This window comes from Pseudomonas sp. DrBHI1 (genome assembly GCF_002205115.1).
Taxonomy (GTDB): Bacteria; Pseudomonadota; Gammaproteobacteria; order Pseudomonadales; family Pseudomonadaceae; genus Aquipseudomonas; species Aquipseudomonas mosselii.
In genome coordinates, this window is record NZ_NIBE01000044.1 from 1,326 (window position 1) to 14,257 (window position 12,932).

At 64.2% G+C, this 12,932-nt stretch carries 14 protein-coding genes; 6 read left to right on the forward strand and 8 right to left on the reverse strand.

Annotated elements, in window-relative coordinates; translation table 11 throughout:
- Nucleotides 1-561: TetR/AcrR family transcriptional regulator (locus tag CC207_RS06785; protein WP_143496087.1), on the forward strand; the 561-nt coding region annotated here is incomplete at its 5' end.
- 1 nt (nt 562) lies between these two features.
- Here CC207_RS06785 and CC207_RS06790 read toward each other — a convergent pair.
- Entirely contained in the window at nt 563-1,465 is a 903-nt protein-coding gene (locus CC207_RS06790) for a LysR family transcriptional regulator (RefSeq protein WP_062361185.1), read from the reverse strand.
- Between the two features lie 90 nt (nt 1,466-1,555).
- Here CC207_RS06790 and CC207_RS06795 point away from each other — a divergent pair, with 90 nt between their 5' ends.
- A complete protein-coding gene (locus CC207_RS06795) occupies nt 1,556-2,911 on the forward strand; it encodes an MFS transporter (protein ID WP_069016820.1) in 1,356 nt (451 codons plus the stop codon).
- Nucleotides 2,904-3,305, forward strand: a complete 402-nt coding sequence (locus CC207_RS06800; protein ID WP_062361181.1) for a nuclear transport factor 2 family protein — start codon at nt 2,904-2,906, stop codon at nt 3,303-3,305. Before CC207_RS06795 ends, CC207_RS06800 begins: the two co-directional genes overlap by 8 nt.
- Before the next feature lie 80 nt (nt 3,306-3,385).
- Here the strand turns inward: CC207_RS06800 and CC207_RS06805 are convergent, their stop codons facing one another.
- A complete protein-coding gene (locus tag CC207_RS06805; RefSeq protein WP_062361179.1) occupies nt 3,386-4,078 on the reverse strand; it encodes a peptidase C39 family protein in 693 nt (230 codons plus the stop codon).
- A gap of 204 nt (nt 4,079-4,282) precedes the next feature.
- On the opposite strand from CC207_RS06805, the gene CC207_RS06810 reads away from it, so the two are divergent.
- Nucleotides 4,283-4,462: a hypothetical protein gene (locus CC207_RS06810; RefSeq protein ID WP_028692419.1), complete on the forward strand. Its 180-nt coding sequence runs from the start codon at nt 4,283-4,285 to the stop codon at nt 4,460-4,462.
- Nucleotides 4,463-4,543: 81 nt separating this feature from the next.
- Here CC207_RS06810 and CC207_RS06815 read toward each other — a convergent pair whose 3' ends face one another.
- Complete coding sequence (locus tag CC207_RS06815; RefSeq protein WP_028692420.1) at nt 4,544-5,299, reverse strand: TerC family protein; 756 nt, start codon at nt 5,297-5,299, stop codon at nt 4,544-4,546.
- Between the two features lie 15 nt (nt 5,300-5,314).
- Complete coding sequence (locus CC207_RS06820) at nt 5,315-5,554, reverse strand: hypothetical protein (protein ID WP_028692421.1); 240 nt, start codon at nt 5,552-5,554, stop codon at nt 5,315-5,317.
- Nucleotides 5,555-5,686: 132 nt separating this feature from the next.
- On the opposite strand from CC207_RS06820, the gene nhaR reads away from it, so the two are divergent.
- Together nhaR and sstT are read left to right on the forward strand one after the other, a co-directional pair.
- Nucleotides 5,687-6,580: a transcriptional activator NhaR gene (gene nhaR / locus CC207_RS06825; protein ID WP_062361178.1), complete on the forward strand. Its 894-nt coding sequence runs from the start codon at nt 5,687-5,689 to the stop codon at nt 6,578-6,580.
- 96 nt (nt 6,581-6,676) lie between these two features.
- Nucleotides 6,677-7,888 carry a serine/threonine transporter SstT gene (gene sstT, locus CC207_RS06830; RefSeq protein WP_088851779.1) on the forward strand — a complete coding sequence of 404 codons (1,212 nt, stop codon included), beginning with the start codon at nt 6,677-6,679 and terminating at the stop codon, nt 7,886-7,888.
- Between the two features lie 78 nt (nt 7,889-7,966).
- Here sstT and ahpF read toward each other — a convergent pair whose 3' ends face one another.
- The 4 genes from ahpF to galU form a co-directional block, all read right to left on the reverse strand.
- Complete coding sequence (ahpF, locus tag CC207_RS06835; RefSeq protein ID WP_088851780.1) at nt 7,967-9,529, reverse strand: alkyl hydroperoxide reductase subunit F; 1,563 nt, start codon at nt 9,527-9,529, stop codon at nt 7,967-7,969.
- Between the two features lie 137 nt (nt 9,530-9,666).
- On the reverse strand, nt 9,667-10,230 hold the full coding sequence (gene ahpC, locus CC207_RS06840) for an alkyl hydroperoxide reductase subunit C (protein ID WP_008090543.1): 564 nt from the start codon (nt 10,228-10,230) through the stop codon (nt 9,667-9,669).
- A gap of 249 nt (nt 10,231-10,479) precedes the next feature.
- Nucleotides 10,480-11,835 carry a glutathione-disulfide reductase gene (gorA, locus tag CC207_RS06845; RefSeq protein WP_028692425.1) on the reverse strand — a complete coding sequence of 452 codons (1,356 nt, stop codon included), beginning with the start codon at nt 11,833-11,835 and terminating at the stop codon, nt 10,480-10,482.
- Nucleotides 11,836-11,931: 96 nt separating this feature from the next.
- Nucleotides 11,932-12,771, reverse strand: coding sequence for a UTP--glucose-1-phosphate uridylyltransferase GalU (gene galU, locus CC207_RS06850; RefSeq protein ID WP_010223914.1), 840 nt, complete (start codon nt 12,769-12,771; stop codon nt 11,932-11,934).
- Between the last annotated feature and the right edge of the window lie 161 nt (nt 12,772-12,932).

Below are 12,932 nucleotides of genomic sequence, written 5' to 3' on the forward strand. Positions count from 1 at the left end.
GAGCAGGTGTTCGCCGACAAGGGCTACGGCGCCACCTCCATGGGCGATATCGCCGAGCTGGCGCAACTGCCGCGCTCCAACCTGCACTACTACTTCAGCACCAAGGACGAGCTGTACCGCGCCGTGCTGCAGGACCTGCTGGATGTGTGGAAGCAGGACGCCCTGTGCTTCGAGCGCTTCGACGACCCCAGGGTGGTACTGACCAGCTACATCCGCGCCAAGATGGGCCACTCGCGCTCAAGGCCGCTGGGCTCGAAGATCTGGGCCGAGGAGATGCTCCACGGCGCCCCGCTGCTCGGCGCCAGCCTGGACGAAATCCTGGTGCCCTGGGCGCAGCTCAAGCAAGCGAAGATCCGCAGTTGGGTCGAGGAACGCCGCATCCTGCCGGTGGAGCCGTCTGCGCTGCTGTACATGATCTGGGCCGCGACCCAGCACTACGCCGACTTCGGCTACCAGGTCAACCTGCTCAATGGCGGCGAGTCGCTGTCCGACGTGGCGTTCGAGCAAGCGGTGCAGACCGTCACCGGCGTCATCCTGCGCGGTATCGGCCTGGAGCCATGAACTAGCGCCCCAGGTGCTCGCACAGGAAGTCGATGAACACCCGGGTCTTGTGCGGCACATGGCTGCTGTTCGGGTAGACGACGCTGATGGGCTGCGCCGGCAGGCTGTAGTCCGGCAACACGCGCCGCAACCTGCCGGCGTCCAGATCCTCCTCGACCAGCCAGGCAGGCAGCACTGCCACGCCCAGCGCGGCGCAGGCCATCGCCCGGATGGCGTGGGACGCATTGGACTGGTAGACCGCCTTGCCCACCACGCTCGCACTGCCACTGCGCGTTGCGTGCAAGGTCCAACTGGTCGGGCTGCGCAGGTTGCTATTGGCGATCCAGGGTACCTGCGCAAGGTCGGCAGGCTCGGTGATGGCATGGCGAGCGAGAAAGGGCGGTGAGGCCACCAGCAGAATATCGTAGTCAGCCAGCTTGCGACTGCGCAGGTTCGAGTCCATCAGGGCACCGAGGCGCACCACCAGGTCGAGCCGTTCGGCAATCAGGTCGCTCAGCGACGAGTCGGTCTCGTAGCTGATCGACAACGCTGGGTAGCGCTCGGCGAACACCGGGATCAGCGGCAGGATGAAGCGCTCGCCGTACTCCCCGGTGGTACTGATGCGCAGTCGGCCTGATACGCCATTGTGCCGGCGCAGCACACTGTCGAAGGCGCCTTCGACATCGCTGACGATCACCTTGAAGTCTTCGTAGAAACCTTGGCCGGTTTCGGTCAGGGCGATGGAACGGGTGCTGCGCGCCAGCAGCGTCACTCCCAGGGCCTGCTCCAGCGCCTTGACGTGCTGGCTGGCCATGGCTTTGCTGATGCCGAGAAAGTCCGCCGCCTTGGTAAAGGAGCCGAAATCGACCACCGCCAGAAACGTCTGCACCCGGTTGAGCTGGGTGTGGAGGGCCGTGCGCGGCATTGTTCACTTCCATCAAACAGAGTTTCAAGGGTAGCGATATCGACGGGGACAGTCCACGGCACCTACGCTGCGCGCCGAAAAGGAGTGGCAATGACGTACCGATATCGCGTGGCAACGATCTTCCTGATGGGCTTCTTCATCGACTGCATCAACCTGTTCATGCCGACCGTGGCGTTGCCGCGGATCACGGACCAGTTCGCCATTGGCAATGCCAGCAGCGCCTGGGTCGGCAACGCCTACATGCTCGGGCTGACCCTGGCCGTGCCGGTGAGCACCTGGCTGGCGAACCACTGGGGCGCGCGGCGCCTGCTGTGCGCCGCGATGCTGGGGTTCAGCGTGGCAGTTTGGGGCTGTGGGGAAGCCGCAAGCTTCGCCGCGCTGATCGCCTGGCGTCTGCTCCAGGGGATGGCCGGTGGCCTGCTGATCCCTGTGGGGCAAGCGCTGACCTTCGAGCGGTTCCAGGGCCCGGAGCGCGCCCGCGTGTCCACCCTGGTGATGGCCGTGGCGCTACTGGCGCCGGCGCTGTCGCCGACCCTCGGCGGGATGATCGTCGACCATGGCCGCTGGCCGTGGGTCTTCCACTGCAACATTCCGCTGGCCCTGCTGACGGCGGCGCTGGCCTGGGCCTGGATTGACCAGACGCCCGGCCCGACAGCCTCCCGCCCGGACTTCAAGGGATTGCTGCTGGTCAGCGCCACCCTCGCCTGCCTGCTGCTGGGTCTGTCGCTGTACGGCGCTGGCCATGGCCTCGCGCTGACCATCGCCTGCCTGCTGGCCAGCGTGTCCTGCGCCCTGCTGTACCGCGCCCACTACCGACGCTCAGCCGGCGGCATCGTCGAACTCAAGCTGCTCGGCAGCCCTCGTCTGCGGGTCTCGATGCAGGTCTACCATGCGATCCCCGGTGTGTTCACTGGGGTCAACCTGCTGAACATCTTCTACCTGCAGGACGTGTTGAAACTGAGCGCCCAGGCCACCGGCCTGTTCATGCTGGTCTATGCCACCGGAGCCTTGGCCGCCATGCTGGTGACCGGCCGCCTGTACAACCGCGTCGGTGCCGTCCGCCTGCTGCTGCTCGGCCTGCTTCTGCACAGCCTGGGTATCAGCCTGCTGATATGGGTCGCCACGCCGACGGATAGCGCCGCGCTGGTCGCGGCCTACGGCCTCATGGGTATCGGCGGCGGCGTCGGCGCCAACACCGCCCAGACGACCGCGCTGCTCGATTTCAGCGGCGAGCGGATGCAGCAGGCCAGCGTACTGTGGAACCTCAATCGACAGATGGCCTTCAGCGTCGGCGCAGCCTTGCTGCTGATGATCTTCAACCTGCTGCTGGTGGACCTGGACGCGTCTTCGGCCTATCGCCTGACCTTTGCTCTGGCCGCGCTGCTGGGGCTGCTGCCATTGTTGGTACTGAACACACTGCCCAAGGAGAACCACGCCCATGCCTGAACACGCGATTGCCCGCGCCGAACGCAGCATTCATCACGTCCACGAACTGATCCAGATGATCTTCACTCGGTCGGCGGCCGAGACCCAGTCGGTGCTCGGCGGCCTGATGGCGGTGTTCGCCGACGATTTCAGCATGGTGGGCACGACAGGCAGGCTAGTGGGCCGCCAGCAGGTCGAGCAGTTGTTCAAGGGGGCCGCAGGCACACGTCCCGGGCTGCAGATCACGGTCGGCGATGTGCAAGTGGTGTGGCAGGCCGGGGTGAATGTGGCGGTGCGCTACAAGGAAACCCACCGCGCGCAGGACGTGACACGGGCACGCTGGTCGCTGGCATTGCTCGAATGCAGCGACCGTGGGGTGGTGTGGCGCTGCCTGCACGAGACGGCGATCCAATAAGCCCTTTCGCGACAATGCTCTCATTCGATCGGTAGAGGCACGTTTGAACTGCAGGCGGCGTCCTGCAACTGGCCAAGCCATCACTGGCCCAGGCTGGCAACCGCCTGCCTGGCGGCAATCTCCTGCCCTGAACGGGCCAGCTCATCCGCCGCCCGCAACCAGCGCTGGCGATCCACCTCGGCCGGCAGCTGCCGTGGCGACTGCAGCAGCACCGCCCAACTGCCCTCCTTGCCCCACGCCGATTCGAAATCATCGAAGGCCATCAACTGCCGTCGATGCATGCCCGAACGCAACAGCACCCGCTGCTTGTAGCGGTCATAGCCGATCAACACGGCGTAGCGCGTCTCGCTCCACCAGGCCGAACCTTCCTGGTAGCGCAGCAGCACCGGATAACCGGCGGCCACCTGCGCGAGCAAGGCGTCCAGGTGCTTGTCCAGCGGGTACACCACCCGGCCATATTCGCGGGCAACCCGGGGGATGCCGGTATCCAGCGATTCGGCGGCCTGGGGCAGGCCCAGCGCCTTGTCGAGCAGGCCCGGGGTAATCGGCGCGCCCTGTTGCGACAGCACCGCGGCCAGGGCCATCGAGCCGCTGTGGTTGGCGTTGCCGCGATAGAACGGCACGCTGCTGATCTCGACCCGCTGCGCCAGGCCCTTGAGCGCGGCCGGCGGCGAGCTTGCGCAACCGGAAAGGGTCGCCACCACCAGGCAGGCGGCCAGCAGGCGACGTGGGCCCAGGGCCCGAAACTTGGAGAGCTTTTGCAACGTGGACACTCGCTTGTTCCGCGGTCAGGCAGGCAGCGCCCGACCAAGAAGCCGATCATAGGACGCTGGCGCCTGCGGGTATAGCCCGGCGCGGGCTTGGAACAAAACAACCCAAGGACTAGACCTTCGGTCAATGGAACGTCACAGGCGACGGGCTAGACTAAAGCTGTGTCTGGATGGCGAGTCTGGCTCGCCAGAGATAAGGAGGCACACATGAGCCTGACAATGGCAATTCTAATGCTGGTCGGCATGTGGCTCAGCGTTGCGGCGGCCATGCTCTGGGGGGTGTTGCGCATCGTGCGCCGGCATTCCCACCCTCATCACCTGCCACCCCATGCACTGGCCAAGGCCCAGCCCATGCGCCGTGTCCGACGCCATGCCGGGGCTCATTGACAGCATCTACACACTTCGAGCCATGAACGACAAGAGGGAGACCAGGCTCCCTCTTGCTTATTATCATTTGTAGCTTGCGGCTCAGTTGCCCTCGGCCGCCTCACGCTTCAAGCGTGCCCGACGCGCCAGGATGTTGAGGATCTCGATCGCCGTGGAGAACGCCATGGCCGCATACACATAACCTTTCGGCACATGTGCGCCGAAACCTTCGGCGATCAGGGTCATGCCGATCATGATCAGGAAGCCCAGGGCCAGCATCACCACGGTCGGGTTGTCGTTGATGAACTTGGCCAGCGGGTCGGCGGCTACCAGCATCACGATGACGGCGCTGATCACGGCGATGATCATGATCGGCAGGTGCTCGGTCATGCCCACGGCGGTGATGATGCTGTCGATCGAGAAGACGATGTCCAGCAGCAGTATCTGGAAAATCGCCGCGGTGAAGCCGATGGTCACGGTGCTGCCAACCTTGGACTCTTCCTTGGCGCCGTGAGGGTCGACGCTTTCATGGATCTCCTTGGTCGCCTTCCACAGCAGGAACAGGCCACCGGCGATGAGGATCATGTCCTTCCACGAGAACGTGTGGCCGAACACCTCGACCACAGGCTCCGTCAGCTGAACGATCCAGGCCACGGTACTGAGCAGCGCCAGGCGCATGACCAGGGCCATGCTGATACCGATACGGCGTGCCTTGGAGCGGTATTGCTCAGGCAGCTTGTTGGTGAGGATGGAGATGAAGATCAGGTTGTCGATGCCAAGCACGACCTCCATGGCCACCAGGGTGGCGAGGGCAACCCAGGCGGTGGGGCTTGCGGCGAGTTCCAGCAAATATTCCATTGGTCAGTCCTGCTCTCAGATGTCCTGGGTGTCTTTCTTGTCGTCTTCGGCCTTGGCCTTCTCGGCATCGCCGCCGATGGCGTCGCTCAGGGCCTGCTGGGCGGCGTCGTTGGTCTTGTCGATGGCCTGCTTGGCGGTTTCGGCGGCCTGGTCGAGCATCTGCTGGGCGGATTTCTCGGCCTGGTCGCAACCGGACATGGCGAGCAGGGCCAGTGCCAGCACCAGCGGTGTACCAATGGATTTGAGTTGTAGCATGGGGTCCTCGCTTGTCGAATGCCGGGCGGCGCGTCATGCGCCTGATGGAATGGCATTCTAGAGAGGCTGAAACATCCGGAAAATTCGTTTTTTCAGCGTGTATACTTCGGTTTTCCCGAACCGAGAAAGGCCATGCTCAACTACCGCCAGCTCCACTATTTCTGGGCCGTGGCCAAGACCGGCAGCATCGCCCGCGCCAGCGAGCAGTTGAACCTCACCCCGCAGACCATCAGCGGTCAGATCAGCCTGTTCGAGCAGACCTGGAACCTCGAGCTGTTCCAGCGCGTCGGCCGCCAGCTGGAGCTGACCGAGACCGGGCGCCAGGCGCTGGTCTACGCTGAACAGATGTTCCAGATCGGCGGCGAACTGGAGGCCATGCTGCGGGCCGGGCCGCAGGAGCAGATCCTGTTTCGCGTGGGAGTGGCCGACGTGGTGCCCAAGTCCATCGTCTACCGCCTGCTGGCGCCGACCATGGAGCTGGACGAGGTGCTGCGCATCAGCTGCCGCGAGGACAAGCTCGAACGGTTGCTGGCGGACCTGGCGATCCAGCGCCTGGACCTGGTGATCTCCGATAGCCCCATGCCCAGCCACCTGGACATCAAGGGCTACAGCCAGAAACTCGGCGAATGCGGCCTGAGCTTCTTCGCCACGCCCACGCTGGCCGATCGCCTCGACCGGCCCTTCCCCGCCTGCCTGGACGACGCACCGTTGCTGATCCCCGGCCAGGAGACCGTGGTGCGTAGCCGGCTGCTGCGCTGGCTGGCTGAGCAGCAGGTGCAGCCGCGCATCGTCGGCGAGTTCGACGACAGCGCGCTGATGCAGGCCTTCGGCCAGTCGGGCAGCGGCATCTTCGTCGCCCCCAGCGTGATCGCCGAGGAGGTCTGCCGCCAGTACGGCGTGAGGCTGATCGGCCAGACCGAGGCGGTGAACGAGTCGTTCTACGCCATTTCGGTAGAGCGCAAGGTCAAGCACCCGGGGATCCTGGCGATCACCGAGGGCGCGCGGCGGGAGTTGTTTCACTGGTAGATCGGCCGGTGATCGCGGGACAGGCCCGTTGCCACGATATGCCCTGCGGGTCTGTGATAAAGTCGCGCGCTTTCACGTAACTGGATTGCGCTGCACATGACCCCCATCCTCCGCCTCATCAACCGCACCGGCCTGGTGACGCAGATCTGCATCGGCCTGGTGGCCGGCATTCTCCTCGCCCTGCTCGCCCCGGCCGTGGCCCGCGACCTGGCGTTCCTCGGCAAGGTCTTCGTCAGCGCCCTGAAGGCCGTGGCGCCGGTGCTGGTGTTCATCCTGGTGATGGCTTCGATCGCCAACCACCGCCATGGCCAGGAAACCCACATCCGCCCGATCCTCTGGCTGTACCTGCTGGGCACCTTCGCCGCAGCGGTGGTGGCCGTGACGGCGAGCATGCTGTTCCCGTCCAACCTGGCACTGAGCACCAGCGACGCCACGCTGAGCGCCCCCGGCGGTATCGGCGAGGTGTTGCAGAACCTGCTGCTCAGCGCCGTGGACAACCCGGTCAACGCGCTGCTCAACGCCAACTTCATCGGCGTGCTGACCTGGGCCATCGGCCTGGGCGTGGCCCTGCGCCATGCCAACGACACCACCCGCACCGTGGTCGAGGACCTGTCCAACGGCGTGACCCTGATCGTGCGCGTGGTGATCCGCTTCGCCCCGCTGGGTATCTTCGGCCTGGTCAGCGCCACCCTGGCGCAATCGGGCCTGGACGCGCTGCTCGGCTATCTGCACCTGCTCGGCGTGCTGATCGGCTGCATGCTGTTCGTGGCGCTGGTGATGAACCCGCTGATCGTGTTCTGGAAGATCCGCCGCAACCCCTACCCGCTGACCTTGCTGTGCCTGCGCGAGAGCGGCATCACCGCGTTCTTCACCCGCAGCTCGGCGGCCAACATCCCGGTCAACCTGGCGCTGTCGGAAAAACTCGGCCTGCATGAGGATACCTATTCGGTGTCGATCCCGCTGGGCGCGACCATCAACATGGCCGGCGCGGCGATCACCATCACCGTGCTGACCCTGGCCGCCGTGCACACCCTGGGTATCCCGGTGGACCTACCGACCGCGGTGCTGCTCAGCGTGGTGGCGGCGGTTTGCGCTTGTGGCGCATCAGGCGTGGCCGGCGGCTCGCTGCTGCTGATTCCGCTGGCCTGCAGCCTGTTCGGCATCCCCAGCGAGATCGCCATGCAAGTGGTGGCGGTCGGTTTCATTATCGGCGTGCTGCAGGACTCGGCGGAAACCGCGCTGAACTCCTCCACCGACGTGCTGTTCACCGCTGCAGCGTGCCAGGCAATGGAACAACGCAGCGCCTGATCGCGGCGTTACCGCCGGCAATGAAAACGCCGCCATCCCTCAGGGAATGGCGGCGTTTTCATGTGCGGCGCCTGGCGATCAGGCTGGCGCCGAGGTGCGGATCAAGTGATCGAAGGCCGCCAGCGAGGCCTTGGCCCCCTCGCCCACGGCGATGACGATCTGCTTGTACGGCACGGTGGTCACGTCACCGGCGGCGAACACGCCCGGGATGCTGGTCTGGCCCTTGGCGTCGACGATGATCTCGCCACGCGGCGACAGCTCGACCGTGCCCTTGAGCCAATCGGTGTTCGGCAGCAGGCCGATCTGCACGAAGATGCCTTCCAGCGCCAGGTCGTGCGACGCGTCGGTGGTGCGGTCCTTGTAGCGCAGGCCGGTGACCTTTTCGCCATCGCCGACCACCTCGGTGGTCAACGCGCTGGTGATCACCTTGACGTTCGGCAGGCTGTGCAGCTTGCGCTGCAGAACGGCATCGGCGCGCAGCTGGCTGTCGAATTCGATCAGGGTCACCTGGGCGACGACGCCGGCCAGGTCGATGGCCGCTTCCACGCCGGAGTTGCCACCGCCGATCACCGCCACGCGCTTGCCCTTGAACAGCGGGCCGTCGCAGTGCGGGCAGTAGGCCACGCCACGGGCGCGGTATTGCTGCTCACCCGGCACGTTCATCTCACGCCAGCGGGCGCCAGTGGCGAGGATCACGGTCTTGGCCTTGAGCGAGGCGCCGCCGGCCAGGCGTACTTCGTGCAAGCCGCCATCGGTGGCCGGGATCAGCGCTTCGCCGCGCTGCAGGTTCATGATGTCGACGTCGTATTGCTTGACGTGCTCTTCCAGGGCCGTGGCCAGCTTCGGCCCTTCGGTCTCCTGCACCGAGATGAAGTTCTCGATCGCCAGGGTGTCGAGCACCTGGCCACCAAAGCGCTCGGCAGCAACACCGGTGCGAATGCCTTTGCGCGCGGCGTAGATCGCGGCGGCGGCGCCGGCCGGGCCGCCCCCGACCACCAGCACGTCGAAGGCATCCTTGGCGTTGATCTTCTCGGCCTGGCGAGCGCCAGCATTGGTGTCGATCTTGCTGAGGATTTCTTCCAGGCCCATGCGGCCCTGGCCGAACACTTCGCCGTTCAGGTAGATGCTCGGCACCGCCATGACCTTGCGGGCTTCGACTTCATCCTGGAACAGCGCGCCGTCGATGGCGACATGACGCACATTGGGGTTGAGCACCGCCATCAGGTTCAGCGCCTGGACCACGTCCGGGCAGTTCTGGCACGACAGCGAGAAGTAGGTTTCGAAGGTGAACTCGCCTTCCAGCGCCTGGATCTGCTCGATCACTTCGGCGCTGGCCTTGGAGGGGTGGCCGCCGACCTGCAGCAGCGCCAGCACCAGGGAGGTGAATTCGTGCCCCATGGGGATGCCGGCGAAACGCAAGCTGATCTCGGCTCCCGGGCGGTTCAGCGAGAACGAAGGACGACGGGCGTCGTTGCCATCCGCGCTGAAGGTAATGAGGTTCGACAGGCCGGCGATTTCCACCAGCAGGTCGTGCAGTTCGCGGGACTTCGCGCCGTCGTCGAGGGAGGCAACGATCTCGATCGGCTGGGTGACCCGCTCCAGGTAGGTTTTCAGTTGCGATTTAAGCGTGGCGTCCAACATACGGGCGATTCCTTTTTCAAAACTCGGATACAAAAACGCCCAGGCGAGATCGCCCGGGCGTTTTTACGGGGCGGTAACTGCTTCAGCTTTGGCGGCCGTCTACCGCCCGCGATTGGCGCATGATCAAAGGCTTTGCCTTAGATCTTGCCGACCAGGTCCAGCGACGGCGCGAGAGTGGCTTCGCCTTCTTTCCACTTGGCCGGGCAGACTTCGCCTGGGTGAGCGGCAACGTACTGGGCAGCCTTGACCTTGCGCAGCAGCTCGCTGGCGTCACGGCCTACACCACCGTCGTTGATTTCGACGATCTTGATCTGACCTTCCGGGTTGATCACGAAGGTACCGCGATCGGCCAGGCCGGCTTCTTCGATCAGCACGTCGAAGTTGCGCGAGATGACGTGGGTCGGGTCACCGATCAGCGGGTACTTGATCTTGCCGATGGTGTCCGAGGTGTCGTGCCAGGCTTTGTGGGTGAAGTGGGTGTCGGTGGACACACCGTAGATTTCCACGCCCAGTTTCTGGAACTCAGCGTAGTTGTCAGCAAGGTCACCCAGTTCGGTCGGGCAGACAAAGGTGAAGTCGGCCGGGTAGAAGAACACGACGGACCACTTGCCTTTCAGGTCGGCTTCGCTGACCTGGACGAATTCGCCATTGTGGAAAGCAGTGGCGTTGAACGGTTTGACCTGGCTGTTGATGATTGGCATGAGAGACGCTCCTTCATGGGTTGAAATCAGTTGACGGAGAGAATCCTAACCGCTGGTCCCGATGAAGGCTCATTGGCAAAGCTCATGCTGGTGATTGGTTTTGGCTATAAGGCGGGATTATTAATAGAAGGGATTGGGCTGAGCAAAGGATTGCGGGGGCAAAATGCATCGCGGGGCAAGCCCGCCCCCACGCCAGAAGGTTTTCAGGCGTGGGGGCGGGCTTGCCCCGCGATCCGGGATAAACGCGTATCAGCGGGTGACGGTGCGCATGGTCACGAACTCTTCCGCGGCGGTCGGGTGCACGCCGATGGTCTCGTCGAACTGCTGCTTGGTCGCACCTGCCTTCAGGGCGATCCCCAGGCCCTGGATGATCTCGCCGGCATCCGGCCCGACCATGTGGCAGCCCAGCACCTTGTCGGTTTCTGCGTCGACCACCAGCTTCATCAGGGTCTTTTCCTGGATATCGGTGAGGGTCAGCTTCATCGCGCGGAAGCGGCTCTCGAAGATCTGCACCTTGTGCCCGGCGGCCAGCGCCTGCTCCTCGGTCAGGCCCACGGTGCCGATCGGCGGCTGGCTGAATACCGCAGTCGGGATGTTCTGGTAGTCGACCGTGCGGTACTGCTCGGGCTTGAACAGGCGCCGGGCCACGGCCATGCCTTCGGCCAGGGCCACGGGGGTGAGCTGCACACGGCCGATGACGTCGCCAATGGCCAGGATCGACGGTTCGGTGGTCTGGTACTGCTCGTCGACGCGGATGAAGCCGCGCGGGTCCAGTTCGACGCCGGTGTTTTCCAGGCCCAGGTTATCCAGCATCGGCCGGCGCCCGGTGGCGTAGAAGATGCAGTCGGCGACCAGCTCGCGACCGTCCTTGAGGGTGGCCTTGAGGCTACCATCCTCGAGCTTGTCGATGCGCTGGATGTCGGCGTTGAACTCAAGGTCCAGGCCGCGCTTCTCCAGCTCTTCCTTCAGGTGGGTACGCACCGAGCCGTCGAAGCCACGCAGGAACAGCTCGCCGCGGTACAGCAGCGTGGTGTCGGCGCCCAGGCCCTGGAAGATGCCGGCGAACTCCACGGCGATGTAGCCGCCGCCCACCACCAGTACCCGGCGCGGCAGGTCCTTGAGGTAGAAGGCTTCGTTGGAGGTGATCGCCAGCTCCTTGCCGGGGATGTCCGGCACCTGCGGCCAGCCGCCGGTGGCGATGAGGATATGCGCGGCGCTGTAACGCTGGCCCTCGACTTCCACCTCATGGGCGCCGGTCAGGCGCGCATGGCCCTGCAGCAAGGTCACGCCACTGTTGACCAGCAGGTTGCGATAGATGCCGTTGAGGCGCTCTATCTCGCGGTTCTTGTTGGCGATCAGCGTGCCCCAGTCGAAATGCCCCTCTTCCAGGGTCCAGCCGAAGCCCGCGGCCTGTTCCAGTTCGTCGGCGACATGGGCGCCGTACACCAGCAGCTTCTTCGGTACGCACCCGACGTTGACGCAGGTGCCGCCGAGGTAGCGGCTCTCGGCCACCGCCACTTTCGCACCGAACCCCGCGGCGAAACGTGCCGCGCGCACACCGCCGGAACCGGCGCCAATCACGAACAGATCAAAATCGTAGGCCATGTATTCACTCTCCTAGGCAGGCGCCCAGCATAGCGCCGTTGGCCGCCGCAAACAAAAAAGCCACCCGAAGGTGGCTTTTCACACAATACCGGAAACTCAGTAAGCCTTGCCGGTCTTGTAGAAGTTTTCGAAGCAGAAGTTGGTCGCTTCGATGTAACCTTCGGCGCCACCGCAGTCGAAACGCTTGCCCTTGAACTTGTAGGCAATCACACAGCCGTCCTGGGCCTGCTTCATCAATGCGTCGGTGATCTGAATTTCACCGCCCTTGCCAGGTTCGGTTTCCTCGATCAGCTTGAAGATGTCCGGGGTCATGATGTAGCGGCCGATGATCGCCAGGTTCGACGGTGCATCTTCGGGTTTCGGCTTCTCGACCATGTTGCGTACGCGGTACAGGTCGTCACCAATCAGGTCACCGGCGATCACGCCGTACTTGCTGGTTTCCTGCGGGTCGACTTCCATGATCGCCACGATGGTGCAGCGATACTGCTTGTACAGCTTTACCATCTGCTTGAGCACGCCGTCACCTTCGAGGTTGACGCACAGGTCGTCGGCCAGTACCACGGCGAATGGCTCGTCGCCGATCAGCGGACGACCGGTGAGGATCGCGTGGCCCAGGCCTTTCATTTCTGTCTGGCGAGTGTAGGAGAACGAGCACTCGTCGAGCAGTCGGCGGATGCCGACCAGGTATTTTTCCTTGTCGGTACCCTTGATCTGGTTTTCCAGCTCGTAGCTGATGTCGAAGTGGTCTTCCAGGGCGCGCTTGCCACGGCCGGTGACGATGGAGATCTCGTTGAGGCCAGCGTCCAGCGCTTCTTCAACGCCATACTGGATCAGTGGCTTGTTGACCACCGGCAGCATTTCCTTGGGCATGGCTTTGGTAGCGGGCAGGAAGCGGGTGCCGTAACCGGCTGCCGGGAACAAGCATTTCTTGATCATATACGTCCTTAACAAGGGCTTTGCGTACGAAATTCGGCGCAGTCTAATCAGGCGGCGTTCACCTTACAATGCCCCCCGCGCTGGCCGATGCCATCATAGAGATATTCCAGTGTAGATAGTTCCGCCAGGGCGTGAATTTCAGGCGACCGGCAGCGTCATCG